Origin of the sequence: Pseudomonas sp. 6D_7.1_Bac1, from assembly GCF_025465945.1 — a bacterium.
In the GTDB taxonomy this organism is placed as follows: Bacteria; Pseudomonadota; Gammaproteobacteria; order Pseudomonadales; family Pseudomonadaceae; genus Aquipseudomonas.
On the sequence record NZ_JANLNW010000060.1, the window covers coordinates 142973 to 160159 of the forward strand.

Here is a 17187-nt window from a genome sequence, read left to right on the forward strand (position 1 = left end):
AAAATTAGAAGCGGTAGTGCGAGAAAGCCTTGTTGGCTTCAGCCATACGGTGCACGTCTTCACGCTTCTTAACTGCAGCACCTTTACCTTCGGCAGCGTCCAACAGTTCGCCAGCCAAACGCAGAGCCATAGACTTCTCGCCGCGCTTACGGGCGAAGTCTACCAACCAGCGCATTGCCAGAGCGTTACGACGGGACGGACGAACTTCAACCGGAACCTGGTAAGTAGCACCGCCTACACGGCGCGACTTCACTTCGACCAGCGGAGCGATGGCGTCGAGAGCTTTCTCGAAGATTTCCAGGGGGTCGCTGTTCTTGCGTTCTTTAACCTTTTCCAGCGCGCCATAAACGATACGCTCGGCAACGGCTTTCTTGCCGCTTTCCATCACGTGGTTCATGAACTTGGCCAGAATTTGGCTTCCGTATTTTGGATCGTCAAGCACTTCGCGCTTGGCTGCTACGCGTCTTCTTGGCATGGATAAGCCCTCAAACGGTCTTCAGGTTCGCTCGGAATCGGTGCCCTTTCGGGACGCCTCCGACCTTACTCTTATCGACTCAGAAAAATAGATAATTCAGTTTTTACAAAAAGCCGCTACTACTTAGGCTTCTTGGTACCGTACTTCGAACGACCCTGGTTACGACCTTTAACGCCGGAGGTATCCAAAGAACCGCGTACGGTGTGGTAACGAACACCTGGCAAGTCTTTTACACGGCCGCCGCGGATCAGTACCACGCTGTGCTCTTGCAGGTTGTGGCCTTCACCGCCGATGTACGAGGAAACCTCGAAACCGTTGGTCAGACGCACACGGCATACTTTACGCAGTGCCGAGTTAGGTTTTTTCGGCGTGGTGGTATACACACGGGTGCATACGCCACGACGTTGCGGGCAGTTCTGCAGCGCAGGTACGTCGGATTTCTCGACGATACGCTTACGCGGCTGACGTACCAGCTGGTTGATAGTTGCCATCTACTAGCTCCACTGTTGTCTTGCGACGCTATTGTCTTGCAAGAAAAGCAAAATGGCAGGAACGAATTCCCGCCAAATTTAGGGGTACAAGAGTCTAAAGAGGATCTTGTCCCCAGTCAAGGCAAGGCCCCGACCTCCCCGCTCATCCAACCTCGACAAAATGTCTCGATTCGATGAACGGGGCCGCCAGGGCCCCACACTTATTTATCGCAGAACTCAGTTACCGCTCAAGTTCAGCGCTTCGGTCAGTGCAGCTTCCACTTCACTGGCGCTTACGCGCAACGGTTTGTCAGCATCACGGCGACGCTTGCGCTCGCTGTGATAAGCCAGACCGGTACCTGCCGGGATCAAACGACCCACGACCACGTTTTCTTTCAGGCCGCGCAGGTAATCGCGCTTGCCGGTTACCGCCGCTTCGGTCAGTACGCGAGTGGTCTCTTGGAAAGAGGCCGCCGAGATGAACGATTCGGTAGACAACGACGCCTTGGTGATACCCAGCAGAACGCGAGTGAACTTGGAAACGAACTTGTCGTCGCCAGCCAAACGCTCGTTCTCTACCAGTACGTGAGTCAATTCCATCTGGTCGCCCTTGATGAAAGTGGAATCGCCGGATTCAGCGATTTCAACTTTACGCAGCATCTGACGCAGGATGGTCTCGATGTGCTTGTCGTTGATCTTCACGCCTTGCAGACGGTAAACGTCCTGGATCTCGTTAACAATGTACTTGGCCAGCGCACTCACACCCAGCAGACGCAGGATGTCGTGTGGATCGCTCGGGCCGTCGGAGATAACTTCGCCGCGGTTTACCTGTTCGCCTTCGAACACGTTCAGGTGACGCCACTTCGGAATCAGCTCTTCGTACGGATCGCTACCGTCGTTCGGGGTAATGACCAGACGGCGTTTGCCTTTGGTCTCTTTACCGAACGCGATGGTGCCGCTGACTTCAGCCAGAATCGAGGCTTCTTTCGGACGACGGGCTTCGAACAAGTCGGCAACACGCGGCAGACCACCGGTGATGTCACGGGTTTTCGAAGTCTCTTGCGGAATACGAGCGATAACATCACCGATCGCGATTTTCGCACCGTCCGCCACACCGACCAGGGCGTTGGCAGGCAGGAAGTACTGAGCAATTACGTCGGTACCCGGCAGCAATAGATCCTTGCCGTTGTCATCAACCATCTTCACAGCAGGACGGATATCTTTACCGGCAGCTGGACGATCTTTGGCGTCGAGTACTTCAATGTTGGTCATACCGGTCAATTCGTCAGTCTGACGCTTGATCGTGATGCCTTCTTCCATGCCCACGTAGGTCACGGTACCTTTCATTTCGGTAACGATTGGGTGAGTGTGCGGATCCCACTTGGCCACGATTGCGCCAGCGTCGACCTTGTCACCTTCTTTAACCGAAATCACAGCACCATACGGCAGCTTGTAGCGCTCGCGCTCACGACCGTAGTCATCAGCGATTGCCAGCTCACCGGAACGGGACACAGCTACCAGGCAACCATCCACTCGCTCAACGTGCTTCAGGTTGTGCAGACGGACGGTACCGCCATTCTTCACCTGAACACTGTCGGCTGCGGAGGTCCGGCTTGCCGCACCACCGATGTGGAACGTACGCATCGTCAGCTGGGTACCCGGCTCACCGATCGACTGAGCAGCGATAACGCCGACAGCTTCACCGATGTTCACCTGGTGACCACGAGCCAGGTCACGGCCGTAGCACTTGGCGCAAATGCCATAGCGGGTTTCGCAGCTGATCGGCGAACGCACGATCACTTCGTCGATGCTGTTCAGCTCGATGAATTCAACCCACTTCTCGTCTACCAGGGTGCCGGCAGGAACGATAACTTCCTCGGTACCTGGCTTGAATACGTCACGGGCGATAACACGACCCAATACGCGCTCACCCAACGGCTCTACAACGTCACCGCCTTCAATGTGCGGAGTCATCAGCAGACCGTGTTCGGTGCCGCAATCGATCTCGGTTACTACCAGATCCTGCGCCACGTCTACCAGACGACGAGTCAGGTAACCGGAGTTCGCCGTTTTCAACGCGGTATCCGCCAGACCTTTACGAGCACCGTGAGTGGAGATGAAGTACTGAAGTACGCTCAAACCTTCACGGAAGTTCGCAGTAATCGGCGTTTCGATGATGGAACCGTCCGGCTTGGCCATCAGGCCACGCATACCGGCGAGCTGACGGATCTGCGCAGCAGAACCCCGTGCGCCCGAGTCGGCCATCATGTACATCGAGTTGAACGACTCTTGATCGACTTCGACGCCATGACGGTCGATGACTTTCTCTTTCGAGAGGTTGGCCATCATCGCCTTGGAAACTTCGTCGTTCGCCTTGGACCAAAGGTCGATCACTTTGTTGTACTTCTCGCCCTGGGTTACCAGGCCGGAGGCGTACTGACTTTCGATCTCCTTCACTTCATCGGTGGCAGCACTGATGATGCGGGCTTTTTCATCCGGGATAACGAAGTCGTTAACACCGATGGAAACGCCGGAAATGGTCGAATAGGCAAAACCGGTGTACATCAACTGGTCAGCGAAGATCACGGTCTCTTTCAAACCAACCACGCGGTAGCACTGGTTGATCAGCTTGGAGATCGCCTTTTTCTTCATCGGCAGGTTGACGACATCGTACGACAGACCTTTTGGCACAACCTGGAACAACAGCGCACGGCCGACAGTGGTGTCGACGATACGGGTGTTGCTCACGCTGCCGCCATCACGGTCATTGACGGTTTCGTTGATCCGCACTTTAACCTTGGCGTGCAGTGCGGCTTCGCCGGCACGGAACACACGGTCAACTTCCTGCAGATCCGCGAACACACGACCTTCGCCCTTGGCGTTGATCGCTTCACGAGTCATGTAGTACAGACCCAATACAACGTCCTGCGACGGAACGATGATTGGCTCACCGTTGGCTGGCGACAGAATGTTGTTGGTCGACATCATCAACGCGCGCGCTTCCAACTGGGCTTCCAGTGTCAGCGGTACGTGCACGGCCATTTGGTCGCCGTCGAAGTCGGCGTTGTACGCGGCGCAGACCAGCGGGTGCAGCTGGATAGCCTTACCTTCGATCAGAACCGGTTCAAATGCCTGGATACCCAAACGGTGAAGGGTCGGTGCACGGTTGAGAAGCACTGGGTGTTCGCGGATAACTTCAGCGAGAACGTCCCAAACTTCCGGCAGCTCGCGCTCGACCATCTTCTTGGCAGCTTTGATGGTGGTCGCGAGACCACGCATTTCCAGCTTGCCGAAAATGAACGGTTTGAACAGCTCGAGAGCCATTTTCTTCGGCAGACCGCACTGGTGCAGACGCAGGGTCGGACCTACGGTAATTACCGAACGACCGGAGTAGTCAACACGCTTACCGAGCAAGTTCTGACGGAAACGACCTTGCTTACCCTTGATCATGTCAGCCAGGGATTTCAGAGGACGCTTGTTGGAACCGGTGATAGCGCGGCCACGACGACCGTTGTCGAGCAAGGCGTCGACGGCTTCCTGCAACATACGCTTCTCGTTGCGCACGATGATGTCCGGAGCGGACAGATCAAGCAGGCGCTTCAAGCGGTTGTTACGGTTGATCACTCGACGATACAGATCGTTGAGGTCGGAAGTCGCGAAACGACCGCCATCCAATGGGACCAGTGGACGCAGATCTGGCGGCAGAACCGGCAGAACGGTCAGCACCATCCACTCTGGCAAGTTGCCGGAACCCTGGAAGGCTTCCATCAACTTCAGACGCTTGGACAGCTTCTTGATTTTGGTTTCGGAGTTGGTTTGCGGAATTTCTTCACGCAGACGGCCAATCTCGTGTTCCAGGTCGATAGCGTGCAGCAGTTCACGGACAGCTTCGGCACCCATGCGGGCATCGAAATCGTCGCCGAACTCTTCCAGCGCTTCGAAGTACTGCTCGTCGTTGAGCAACTGACCTTTTTCAAGGGTGGTCATGCCTGGATCGATAACGACATAGCTCTCGAAGTAGAGAACGCGTTCGATATCACGCAGGGTCATGTCCATCAGCAAGCCGATACGGGACGGCAGCGATTTCAGGAACCAGATGTGGGCAACCGGCGAGGCCAGTTCGATGTGCGCCATGCGCTCACGACGAACTTTTGCCAGCGCGACTTCAACTCCGCACTTCTCACAGATCACACCACGGTGCTTCAAGCGCTTGTACTTACCGCACAGGCACTCGTAATCCTTTACCGGGCCAAAGATCTTGGCGCAGAACAGGCCGTCACGCTCAGGTTTGAACGTACGGTAGTTGATGGTTTCCGGCTTTTTAACTTCACCGAACGACCACGAACGGATCATCTCAGGCGATGCCAATCCGATACGGATGGCGTCGAACTCTTCGACTTGACCCTGGTTTTTCAGCAAATTCAGTAGGTCTTTCAAGGCCTTTCCTCCTGGCGGAGCAGAGAGCGGGCAATCCTGCCCCGCTCTCATTCGCGTCACGTGTTATTCGGTTTCCAGATCGATATCGATGCCGAGGGAACGAATTTCCTTGATCAACACGTTGAAGGACTCGGGCATGCCCGGCTCCATACGGTGATCGCCGTCCACGATGTTTTTGTACATCTTGGTCCGACCGTTCACATCGTCCGACTTCACTGTGAGCATTTCTTGCAGAGTGTATGCAGCACCGTATGCTTCCAGTGCCCAGACCTCCATCTCCCCGAAACGCTGACCACCGAACTGCGCCTTACCACCCAGCGGCTGCTGGGTAACCAGGCTGTACGAACCGGTAGAACGAGCGTGCATCTTGTCGTCTACCAAGTGGTTCAGCTTCAGCATGTACATGTAGCCAACGGTAACCGGGCGCTCGAACTTGTTGCCGGTGCGGCCGTCGGTCAGCTGCATCTGGCCGCTTTCTGGCAGGTCTGCCAGTTTCAGCATGGCCTTGATTTCGCTTTCCTTGGCACCGTCGAATACCGGAGTAGCCATCGGAACGCCGCCACGCAGGTTCTTCGCCAGGTCCAGGATTTCCTGGTCGGAGAAGTCATCGAGGCTTTCCTGACGACCGCCGATCTCGTTGTAGATCTCGTGCAGGAACTTGCGCAATTCGGCAACTTTACGCTGCTCTTCGATCATCCGGTTGATCTTCTCGCCCAGACCCTTGGCCGCGAGGCCCAGGTGGGTTTCAAGGATCTGACCAACGTTCATACGCGAAGGTACGCCCAACGGGTTGAGAACGACGTCGACCGGGGTGCCATTGGCATCGTGCGGCATGTCTTCAACCGGCATGATCACGGAGACCACACCTTTGTTACCGTGACGACCGGCCATCTTGTCGCCCGGCTGGATGCGGCGACGGATTGCCAGGTAAACCTTGACGATTTTCAGCACGCCTGGAGCCAGGTCATCGCCCTGCTGCAGTTTGCGCTTCTTGTCTTCGAACTTGTCGTCCAGCAGGCGGCGGCGATCAACGATGTAGGCCTGAGCCTTCTCGAGCTGCTCGTTCAGAGCATCTTCAGCCATGCGCAGTTTGAACCACTGGCCGTGCTCAAGACCGTCGAGAACTTCGTCGGTGATTTCCTGACCCTTCTTCAGACCGGCGCCGCCTTCGGCTTTGTGGCCGACCAGAGCGGAACGCAGACGTTCGAAAGTAGCACCTTCAACGATACGGAACTCTTCGTTCAGGTCCTTGCGGATCTCGTCGAGCTGAGTCTTCTCGATCGACAGAGCACGAGCATCACGCTCAACGCCGTCACGAGTGAAGACCTGTACGTCGATAACCGTACCCTTGGTACCGGTAGGTACACGCAGGGAAGTGTCTTTAACGTCGCTGGCTTTTTCACCGAAGATCGCACGCAACAACTTCTCTTCTGGAGTCAGCTGGGTCTCGCCTTTCGGAGTGACCTTACCCACCAGAATGTCGCCTGCGCCAACTTCAGCACCTACGTAAACGATACCGGCTTCGTCCAGTTTGTTCAGTGCAGCTTCACCCACGTTCGGGATGTCTGCAGTGATTTCCTCTGGCCCAAGCTTGGTGTCACGTGCCACACAGGTCAGTTCCTGAATGTGGATCGTGGTGAAACGGTCTTCTTGAACAACTCGCTCCGACAGGCAGATGGAGTCTTCGAAGTTGTAACCGTTCCAGGCCATGAACGCGATGCGCATGTTCTGACCCAGCGCCAGCTCACCCATGTCGGTGGACGGACCGTCGGCCATGATGTCGCTGCGCTGAACCCGATCACCCTTGCGAACCAGCGGACGCTGGTTGATGCAGGTGTTCTGGTTGGAGCGGGTGTATTTGGTCAGGTTGTAGATGTCGACACCAGCTTCACCGGTTTCAACTTCATCATCAGCAACACGAACCACGATACGGCTGGCATCAACGGAGTCGATCACGCCGCCACGACGAGCCACGACGCAAACGCCGGAGTCGCGAGCCACGTTACGCTCCATACCGGTACCGACCAGCGGCTTGTCAGCGCGCAGGGTTGGTACAGCTTGACGCTGCATGTTCGAACCCATCAACGCACGGTTGGCGTCATCGTGCTCGAGGAACGGGATCAGCGACGCTGCAACCGAAACTACCTGCTTCGGCGATACGTCCATCAAGGTGACGTCTTCCGGCGCCTTGACAGTGAACTCGTTTAGGTGACGAACAGCTACCAGTTCGTCGATCAGCATTTTCTTGTCGTTCATCGTGGCCGAAGCCTGAGCGATCACGTGATCAGCTTCTTCGATGGCAGACAGGAATACGATCTCGTCGGTGACCAGAGCGTCTTTCACCACACGGTACGGGCTCTCGAGGAAACCGTACTGGTTGGTGCGCGCATAGGCGGCCAGGGAGTTGATCAGACCGATGTTCGGACCTTCCGGCGTTTCAATCGGGCATACACGACCGTAGTGAGTCGGGTGTACGTCACGAACTTCAAAGCCAGCACGCTCACGCGTCAGACCGCCAGGGCCGAGTGCAGAGACACGACGCTTGTGAGTGATCTCGGACAGCGGGTTGTTCTGGTCCATGAACTGGGACAGCTGGCTGGAACCGAAGAACTCTTTCACCGCCGCAGCCACTGGCTTGGCGTTGATCAGGTCTTGCGGCATCAGGCCTTCGCTTTCAGCCATCGACAGACGCTCTTTGACCGCACGCTCAACACGTACCAGGCCAACGCGGAACTGGTTCTCGGCCATTTCGCCTACGCAGCGAACACGACGGTTACCCAGGTGGTCGATGTCATCGACGATGCCTTTGCCGTTACGGATGTCGACCAGAGTCTTCAGTACCGCGACGATGTCTTCCTTGCACAACACACCCGAACCTTCGATCTCGGTACGACCGATACGACGGTTGAACTTCATCCGGCCGACCGCAGACAGGTCATAGCGCTCAGGGCTGAAGAACAGGTTGTTGAACAGAGTCTCGGCGGCGTCTTTGGTTGGCGGCTCGCCAGGACGCATCATGCGATAGATCTCGACCAGCGCTTCCAACTGGTTGCTGGTGGAGTCGATCTTCAGTGTGTCGGAGACGAACGGACCGCAGTCGATATCGTTGGTGTAAAGAGTTTCGATGCGAACAACCTGAGACTTGGCGATTTTTGCCAGAATCTCGGTGTTCAGCTCGGTGTTGCACTCTGCCAGGATTTCGCCGGTTGCCGGGTGCACGATGACCTTGGCGGTAGTGCGACCCAGGACGTAGTCCAGAGGCACTTCCAGAGCCTTGATACCGGCTTTTTCGATCTGGTTGATGTGGCGCGCGGTAATACGGCGGCCTTGCTCAACGATGACCTTGCCCTTCTCGTCCTGGATATCCAGTACGGCAATCTCACCACGCAGGCGCTGAGGCACCAGTTCCAGGCTGAGGTTTTCACCTTGCACGTGGAAGACGTTGGTGGTGTAGAACGCGTCGAGCACTTCTTCAGTGGTGTAACCGAGCGCGCGCAGCAATACCGATGCAGGCAGCTTGCGGCGACGGTCGATACGCACGAATACGCAGTCTTTCGGGTCGAACTCGAAGTCCAGCCACGAACCGCGGTAAGGAATGATCCGCGCGGAGTACAGCAGTTTGCCGGAGCTGTGCGTCTTGCCACGGTCGTGGTCGAAGAACACGCCCGGGGAACGGTGCAGCTGGGAAACGATTACACGCTCGGTACCGTTGATTACGAAGGTACCGTTCTCAGTCATCAGGGGGATTTCACCCATGTAGACTTCTTGCTCTTTAATGTCCTTGATCGCTTTGTTCGACGATTCTTTGTCGAAAATGATCAGGCGCACTTTTACCCGCAAAGGTACGGCGTAAGTTACACCGCGCAATACGCATTCTTTGACATCAAATGCCGGTTCGCCCAGGCGATAACCGACGTACTCCAGCGCAGCATTGCCGGAGTAGCTGATGATCGGGAAAACGGATTTGAAGGCCGCATGCAGGCCCACGTCGCGGAACTGATCTTTAGTCGCTCCCGCTTGCAAGAATTCACGATACGAATCCAGCTGGATGGCCAGGAGATACGGCACATCCATGACGTCCGGCAACTTGCTAAAGTCCTTGCGGATACGTTTTTTCTCAGTATATGAGTAAGCCATCAGCGTTCCCCAGCTTGGTCACCTGCTTGTTTGGCCCCTCCCGACGGGAGCAGCCAGAAAATCGTGCAAACCCCATGGTTTGCGCCACCGCATCGGGTGGTTACAGCTCGTTATCGGAACCGACCCAGTCGGCTGCCAATAACGGAAAAAGGCCGGTGGCAAGAGCCACCAGCCATCAGCCTTTCGCTTTACGCTCGGGCTGGAGGAGCAAAGTCGATGCTTACTTCAGCTCGACTTTAGCGCCTGCTTCTTCCAGAGTTGCTTTGGCTTTGTCAGCTGCGTCTTTGGCAACAGCTTCCAGAACCATGGCAGGAGCGCCGTCAACTACAGCCTTGGCTTCTTTCAGGCCCAGACCGGTCAGTTCACGTACTGCCTTGATCACGTTAACTTTCTTCTCGCCAGCTTCCAGCAGCATGACGTTGAATTCGGTTTGCTCTTCAGCAACGGCAGCTACAGCAGCTGGACCAGCCGAAGCAGCAGCAGCGGTAACGCCGAATTTTTCTTCGAAAGCTTTGATCAGCTCAACAACCTGAATAACGGACATTTCAGCTACGGCGTTGAGGATATCGTCTTGAGAGATAGACATGACTCTAATTCCTGATTTGGGGACGGCCTACGCGACCATCGAAATAAACAAAAAAGCGCGAAAGGAAGTGCTCAGCCTTAGGCTGCAACGGCTTCTTTTTGGTCGCGAATAGCCGCCAGAGTACGAGCCAATTTGCTGGTAGCGCCTTGAATCACGCTCATCAGCTGGGAAATTGCTTCGTCACGGGTCGGCAGAGTTGCCAGTACGTCGATCTGATTAGCTGCGAGGAACTTGCCCTCGAACGCAGCTGCCTTGATCTCGAACTTATCCTGACCTTTGGCGAATTCCTTGAACAAACGGGCAGCAGCGCCTGGATGTTGGTTGGAGAACGCGATCAAGGTCGGGCCGGTGAACACGTCGTTGAGAACACTGTATTCAGTGTCAGCAACAGCGCGCTTGAGCAGGGTGTTACGTACAACACGTACGTAAACGCCAGCCTCACGAGCCTCTTTACGGAGTCCGGTCATCGCGCCTACTGTTACGCCACGGGCATCAGCCACGACAGCGGACAGAGCGACTTTGGCAGCCTCGTTGACTTCAGCGACGATGGCCTTCTTGTCTTCGAGTTTAATTGCCACGGGTTTAACTCCTGCTTGTTACCGTTTCATCCAGCCGAGGCCGGATGTCGTTTTGGTGTCTGATTCGGTAAGGAACCGGGAGCACCATCTGCGTAGGCTTGAGGTTTAAGACTTGCGTCGCCTACGGTCTTGGATAGCCCCCGCCAGGCAGGGACCCCAATCTTTCAATTGGCGCAATCACTTGCGCCAACCTGTGTCTTACGCGTCGAGCGAACCCTGGTCGATGACCAGACCTGGGCCCATAGTGGTGCTCAGGGTAACGCGCTTGACGTAAATACCTTTCGAGGAAGCTGGCTTGATACGCTTCAGATCAGCGATCAGGGCTTCAACGTTTTCCTTCAGCTTGACGGCATCGAAGCCGACTTTGCCAACGGAGGTGTGGATAATGCCGTTTTTGTCGGTGCGATAACGAACCTGACCAGCTTTTGCGTTTTTAACCGCGGTTGCTACGTCTGGAGTTACGGTGCCGACTTTAGGGTTAGGCATCAGGCCACGTGGACCGAGGATCTGACCCAACTGACCTACAACGCGCATTGCATCCGGGGAAGCAATAACTACGTCATAGTTCAGGTCGCCGCCTTTCATTTCGGCAGCCAGGTCATCCATACCTACGCGATCAGCGCCGGCAGCCAGAGCAGCTTCAGCTGCTGGGCCTTGGGTGAACACAGCAACGCGAACGGTCTTGCCAGTGCCGTGTGGCAGCACAGTAGCGCTACGAACAACCTGGTCAGATTTACGCGGGTCAACACCCAGGTTCACAGCAACGTCGAACGACTCGCTGAACTTGACAGTCGACAGCTCAGCCAGCAGAGCAGCGGCGTCTACAAAGTTGTAGGCCTTGCCCGCTTCGATTTTGCCAGCGATAGCCTTTTGGCGCTTGGTCAGCTTAGCCATTACACACCCTCCACGTTAAGGCCCATGCTACGAGCAGAACCGGCGATAGTACGCACGGCTGCTTCCATATCAGCTGCAGTCAGATCCGCGTTTTTGGTTTTCGCGATTTCTTCCAGCTGAGCACGAGTTACAGTGCCAACCTTAACGGTGTTTGGACGAGCGGAACCGCTAGTCAAACCAGCAGCCTTCTTCAGCAGAACCGAAGCCGGGGTGCTTTTAGTTTCGAAAGTGAAGCTACGGTCGCTGTAGACAGTGATGATCACTGGAGTCGGCAGACCTGGCTCAATACCCTGAGTACGGGCGTTGAAAGCCTTGCAGAATTCCATGATGTTCACGCCATGCTGACCCAGAGCAGGACCAACAGGTGGGCTTGGGTTAGCCTGAGCGGCCTTCACTTGCAGCTTGATGTAAGCGGTAATCTTCTTGGCCATGAGGCACTCCAATTACGGGTTCGAACGCCTCGAGAGGCTCCCCGGTTACTTGCGCGTTTATCCCAGTGACGACAAAACCCCACAGCCTAGGGCTGCGGGGTTGGGATGCTTGTTCGGCTAGACCTTTTCGACCTGGCTGAACTCTAGCTCTACCGGAGTAGAGCGACCGAAAATGAGCACAGCGACCTGGATCCGGCTCTTTTCGTAGTTAACTTCTTCGACCGTGCCGTTGAAATCAGCAAACGGACCGTCGGTGACACGAACCACTTCACCCGGCTCGAACAGTGTCTTCGGCTTCGGCTTGTCGCTACCATCAGCAACACGACGCAGAATTGCTTCTGCCTCTTTATCAGTGATCGGTGCAGGCTTATCAGCAGTACCGCCGATAAAACCCATCACCCGAGGAGTATCCTTGACCAAGTGCCAAGTACCCTCGTTCATGTCCATCTGGACCAGCACATAACCAGGGAAGAACTTACGTTCGCTTTTGCGTTTCTGGCCATTACGCATTTCAACCACTTCTTCAGTGGGAACCAGAATTTCGCCGAAGCCATCTTCCATGCCAGCCAGCTTTACGCGCTCTACCAACGAGCGCATGACATGCTTCTCGTAACCCGAGTAAGCATGCACAACGTACCAACGCTTAGCCACGGGACACCCTTAGCCAACAATCAAGGAAACAAGCCAGCCGAGCAGGGAATCAAGCCCCCACAACAGCAACGCCATAACCAGAACAACAGCCACCACAATCAGGGTGGTCTGCGTGGTTTCTTGGCGAGTTGGCCACACGACTTTACGAATCTCGGTGCGAGCTTCCTTAACCAGTACAAAGAAAGACTTGCCCTTGACGGTCTGCAGGCCTACAAAGGCAGCTACAGCGGCAATAACAAGCAAAGCGAGTACGCGGTACAGGATCGGCAAAGCATGGTAATACTGATTGCCGACAACGCCAACAACCACCAAGGCGACTACTACAAGCCACTTGAGCAGATCGAAGCGAGAGCCTTGAGCTTCAGCTTTAGGAGTCATCTATGAAGATCCTGTGAAAAGAAAGCCAGACACACCGAGTGAATCTGGCAGGTCAGGAGGGAATCGAACCCCCAACCTACGGTTTTGGAGACCGTCGCTCTGCCAATTGAGCTACTGACCTAAAACAAAATTAGGCCGACCATTATGCCGGCCTAAAAAAGACATTACAACAACTTACTCGATGACTTTGGCTACGACACCAGCGCCGACGGTACGACCGCCTTCACGGATAGCGAAACGCAGGCCATCTTCCATCGCGATGGTCTTGATCAGAGTGACAGTCATCTGGACGTTGTCACCTGGCATCACCATCTCAACGCCTTCCGGCAGCTCGCAGTTACCGGTCACGTCAGTGGTCCGGAAGTAGAACTGTGGACGGTAGCCTTTGAAGAACGGAGTATGACGACCGCCCTCCTCTTTGCTCAGAACGTAAACTTCTGCAGTGAACTTGGTGTGCGGCTTGACGGTACCCGGCTTAACGAGAACCTGACCACGTTCAACGTCGTCACGCTTAGTGCCTCGCAGCAGCACCCCACAGTTCTCGCCAGCACGACCTTCGTCGAGCAGCTTACGGAACATTTCAACACCAGTACAGGTAGTTTTGACAGTGTCACGAAGACCAACAATCTCAACTTCTTCCTGAATGCGGACAATGCCACGCTCAACACGACCAGTCACTACAGTACCGCGACCCGAGATCGAAAATACGTCTTCGATCGGCATCAGGAACGGCTTGTCGATAGCACGCTCTGGCTGCGGAATGTAACTATCCAGCGTCTCAACCAACTTCTTGACGGCAGTGGTGCCCATCTCGTTGTCGTCTTGACCATTCAGAGCCATCAGAGCCGAACCGATGATGATCGGAGTGTCGTCACCAGGGAAGTCGTAAGTGCTCAGCAGATCGCGCACTTCCATCTCAACCAGTTCCAGCAGCTCAGCGTCGTCAACCATGTCAGCCTTGTTCAGGAAGACAACGATGTACGGAACGCCAACCTGACGAGACAACAGGATGTGCTCACGAGTTTGCGGCATCGGACCATCAGCGGCCGAGCAAACCAGAATAGCGCCATCCATCTGAGCAGCACCGGTAATCATGTTTTTTACGTAGTCGGCGTGACCTGGGCAGTCAACGTGTGCGTAGTGACGCACGGCCGAATCGTATTCAACGTGAGCGGTGTTAATGGTGATACCACGAGCTTTTTCTTCTGGGGCGCTATCGATCTTGTCGAAGTCAACCTTTGCCGAACCGAAAACTTCGGAGCAGACGCGAGTCAGAGCAGCAGTCAGAGTGGTTTTACCGTGGTCGACATGACCAATGGTACCTACGTTGACGTGCGGCTTATTACGTTCGAACTTTTCCTTAGCCATCGAAATCACCCCTAGGAGAAGAATTAAGCAAGTCAAACAAGCCATTAAAACAAAGGCAGATATTTTCATATCTGCCTTGTTATATGGAGCTCTTGAGCGGATTTGAACCGCTGACCTCACCCTTACCAAGGGTGTGCTCTACCAACTGAGCTACAAGAGCGAAACGCCGTGCACAACCTGCAAACTTGGAGCGGGTAGCGGGAATCGAACCCGCATCATCAGCTTGGAAGGCTGAGGTTCTACCACTAAACTATACCCGCGTAAGCTTGCAGCTCACGCTAAAAATGGTGGAGGGGGAAGGATTCGAACCTTCGAAGTCGTAGACGTCAGATTTACAGTCTGATCCCTTTGGCCGCTCGGGAACCCCTCCTAAGCGAGCCGGCATTCTACATCACGCCGGCCTTCTGTCAAGCATTTTCTCATTAAAAACCTGAGGTTAGCTGCGTTGACCTCGCTTCACACCGCTAACCGTTAAAGGTCTTCACTGCGAAGCGGGCGCCATTCTATGCAACCTATTCAGCAGTTGCAACCCCCTCGCACGGCATTATTTTATGTTTTAACTCATTGAATTCTTTAGCAAGGTTCTGCAACACGGAATCATCAGCCAAACGCCGGCTCTCTGGCGCTACACGCACCCAATAACCAACAGAATCAGGAAGAGAAGCAGATAGCTGCTGAACCTTGATGTCGAGACCAGACAACCGCTGCTCGAACGTCTTCGCCGTTTCCTGACGAGCAAAGCCACCCAGATAAAGGCAGCTATTATCCGCCTGCGCGGATTTACCCTTGTCACGTGCAGCTGCCGCTTCGGGAGTCTCACTCAACAGGCGGATGTCCTGCTGCGAACCCCGATACAAACTCAACGGAGTGACGTCCTTCGCACGCAAGGGCGCCTCCTGTTGATGCCAGACGTAATAGAACACATTGAGGACCAGCAACAGCAGAAACAACCAACGCATAAAAACCTCAGGACAATGGGCACGCCATAGCCAAACCTATGAATACGAGATCCGGTACCACCCGCGCCTCTGGCACGACTCCCGAAACCAGGCCTGCATCGCCACCAGTGAGGAACACCGAGAACTCATGCCCCCAATAACTGCGCGCCAGCTCCAGCTGCGTCAGGACAAACCCTCTCAGCATCAACGAACACCCGCGCTCGACGGCCTCCACCGTATTTCGCCCAGGCTCAAAGCTCTCGAGCGCTCTCGATGCCGCGAGATCGTCATAGCGAATCCGCCGGGTATGGGTGCGCAACTGGTTACGCATCAAGGGCATTCCGGGACAAATGAACCCCCCCAGGTGCTTGCCATCCGCCGCAATAAAGTCCGCAGTAAGCGCCGTACCAAAATCGAGAACCAGACAAGCCCCCGAGGCAAGATGAAATGCCCCAAGCATTGCAAGCCAGCGATCAAGCCCCAATCGCTGATAATCCTCGTAACCGTTGTGGACTCCAGACATTTCACGAGCCGGCGCCGCGCAGGACACCGTTACACCGAACGCATCCACCAACAAGGAAACAAGCGCAGCGGTCTCTTCATTGGTTCTTACACTCACCAGGCGACAGTACTTGAGATTCAGCGCATCACGGCCACGCAAACTTTCCAACAAGGCCTGATCCGAGTCGACAACCCCCTCGGCAATCAAGCGTGCCGCATCTGCCTGCAGCACACGCCATTTAATAAAGCTGTTCCCGCAGTCGAGCTCAAGAATCATCGCGCAACCTCAGACTTAGCTCACCACCACTAAACACTTTTTCTACGCCGCCCACTTTCAAACGCAATGCGCCTTGCCCATCAATTCCTATCACCTCACCGTCAATCCGGTTCACACCGGCAATCAGTGAAACTGTGCGCCCTTGCCATAGGTGCCCTTGCTCCCATTCTGCCTGAAGCGCTGAAAACCCTCCCGACTGGTGACGACTCAAGTACTCCTGGAGAACAATCCCCAAACGCGCCACAAGAAGATTGCGATCAAACGCTTTACCTGCCTCGAGACGCATAGAGGTCCATTGCTGGTCTACCTCATCAGCTATCTGCATATTGACATTGATTCCCACGCCCAGAACGACGTGACACACATCAGCAGGATCCCCAACCAACTCCAACAATATGCCGGCGATTTTTTTCTCACCAACCAGGACATCGTTAGGCCACTTCAAACCCGCACCGGCAATACCCAGATCACGCAGCGCTTGCATTACAGCAAGACCGACAACCAGGCTAAGCCCCTCAAGCTGTCGCATACCACCATCAATACGCAGCACAAGGCTGTAGTAGATATTTTCAGCAAACGGACTCACCCACCTGCGGCCGCGCCGACCACGACCAGCAGTTTGCCGCTCCGCAAGCACAAGAAACGGCGCAGCCATTCCACGCTCTATAGAACGCAAAGCCTCAGCGTTGGTGGAATCAATCGAATCAAAGACAAGTACGGGCCAGTCGCAAGCAGGCGAATACTCACCGATCTCCACGGAATTGAGCAGAGTCAGCGGCGCACTCAACTGATAACCACGACCACGCACCTTGTGAATGGAGAGGCCCAATTCCGCCTCGAGGTGCTGGAGCTGCTTCCATACAGCGCTACGACTAATACCTAGAGCAGCGCCCAGCGCTTGGCCGGAATGGAAACGACCGTCCTTCAGGAGCTTTAACAACGTCAGCATGCAAGTATCGCCTCACAATGAGGTCCGCATGATAGCCATGCCCCGAGCCGTTGCATAGAAATCGTAAGAATCAACTTACTCGCAGGCAAAACAAAACCCCTACCTGCATACGCAGAT

14 protein-coding genes and 4 tRNA genes are annotated in these 17187 nt (G+C 55.1%); all 18 read right to left on the bottom strand.

Annotated features, from left to right (window positions below):
* Positions 1-4: 4 nt before the first annotated feature.
* The gene (rpsG, locus tag NTD87_RS16950) at positions 5-475 is read right to left on the bottom strand and encodes a 30S ribosomal protein S7 (protein ID WP_002555493.1); all 471 of its coding nucleotides are present in this window, start codon (positions 473-475) and stop codon (positions 5-7) included.
* 119 nt (positions 476-594) lie between these two features.
* Entirely contained in the window at positions 595-966 is a 372-nt protein-coding gene (gene rpsL, locus NTD87_RS16955; RefSeq protein WP_002555494.1) for a 30S ribosomal protein S12, read from the bottom strand.
* A gap of 216 nt (positions 967-1182) precedes the next feature.
* Positions 1183-5382, bottom strand: coding sequence for a DNA-directed RNA polymerase subunit beta' (gene rpoC / locus NTD87_RS16960; RefSeq protein ID WP_262115161.1), 4200 nt, complete (start codon positions 5380-5382; stop codon positions 1183-1185).
* Between the two features lie 63 nt (positions 5383-5445).
* Positions 5446-9519, bottom strand: coding sequence for a DNA-directed RNA polymerase subunit beta (rpoB, locus tag NTD87_RS16965; protein WP_262115162.1), 4074 nt, complete (start codon positions 9517-9519; stop codon positions 5446-5448).
* A gap of 220 nt (positions 9520-9739) precedes the next feature.
* Positions 9740-10105 (bottom strand): 50S ribosomal protein L7/L12, encoded by a 366-nt coding sequence (gene rplL / locus NTD87_RS16970; RefSeq protein ID WP_262115163.1) that lies wholly within the window; start codon positions 10103-10105, stop codon positions 9740-9742.
* A 77-nt stretch (positions 10106-10182) separates the two neighbouring features.
* Entirely contained in the window at positions 10183-10683 is a 501-nt protein-coding gene (gene rplJ / locus NTD87_RS16975; protein ID WP_095147408.1) for a 50S ribosomal protein L10, read from the bottom strand.
* Between the two features lie 198 nt (positions 10684-10881).
* Positions 10882-11577 carry a 50S ribosomal protein L1 gene (gene rplA, locus NTD87_RS16980; protein WP_019693883.1) on the bottom strand — a complete coding sequence of 232 codons (696 nt, stop codon included), beginning with the start codon at positions 11575-11577 and terminating at the stop codon, positions 10882-10884.
* Entirely contained in the window at positions 11577-12008 is a 432-nt protein-coding gene (gene rplK, locus NTD87_RS16985; protein WP_008008888.1) for a 50S ribosomal protein L11, read from the bottom strand. The genes rplA and rplK overlap by 1 nt, the downstream gene beginning before the upstream one ends.
* 117 nt (positions 12009-12125) lie before the next feature.
* Positions 12126-12659 (bottom strand): transcription termination/antitermination protein NusG, encoded by a 534-nt coding sequence (gene nusG / locus NTD87_RS16990; RefSeq protein ID WP_003186097.1) that lies wholly within the window; start codon positions 12657-12659, stop codon positions 12126-12128.
* A 9-nt stretch (positions 12660-12668) separates the two neighbouring features.
* Positions 12669-13037, bottom strand: a complete 369-nt coding sequence (gene secE / locus NTD87_RS16995) for a preprotein translocase subunit SecE (RefSeq protein WP_262115165.1) — start codon at positions 13035-13037, stop codon at positions 12669-12671.
* 45 nt (positions 13038-13082) lie between these two features.
* A tRNA-Trp gene (locus NTD87_RS17000) sits at positions 13083-13158 on the bottom strand.
* A gap of 53 nt (positions 13159-13211) precedes the next feature.
* A complete protein-coding gene (tuf, locus tag NTD87_RS17005; protein ID WP_007896619.1) occupies positions 13212-14405 on the bottom strand; it encodes an elongation factor Tu in 1194 nt (397 codons plus the stop codon).
* An 84-nt stretch (positions 14406-14489) separates the two neighbouring features.
* Positions 14490-14565: transfer RNA gene (locus tag NTD87_RS17010), tRNA-Thr, on the bottom strand.
* A 26-nt stretch (positions 14566-14591) separates the two neighbouring features.
* A tRNA-Gly gene (locus tag NTD87_RS17015) sits at positions 14592-14665 on the bottom strand.
* A gap of 25 nt (positions 14666-14690) precedes the next feature.
* Positions 14691-14775, bottom strand: a tRNA-Tyr gene (locus NTD87_RS17020).
* Positions 14776-14917: 142 nt separating this feature from the next.
* Entirely contained in the window at positions 14918-15364 is a 447-nt protein-coding gene (locus tag NTD87_RS17025) for a hypothetical protein (RefSeq protein WP_262115166.1), read from the bottom strand.
* 7 nt (positions 15365-15371) lie between these two features.
* Complete coding sequence (locus NTD87_RS17030) at positions 15372-16121, bottom strand: pantothenate kinase (protein WP_262115167.1); 750 nt, start codon at positions 16119-16121, stop codon at positions 15372-15374.
* On the bottom strand, positions 16111-17070 hold the full coding sequence (gene birA, locus NTD87_RS17035) for a bifunctional biotin--[acetyl-CoA-carboxylase] ligase/biotin operon repressor BirA (RefSeq protein ID WP_262115168.1): 960 nt from the start codon (positions 17068-17070) through the stop codon (positions 16111-16113). The genes NTD87_RS17030 and birA overlap by 11 nt, the downstream gene beginning before the upstream one ends.
* Positions 17071-17187 lie beyond the last annotated feature (117 nt).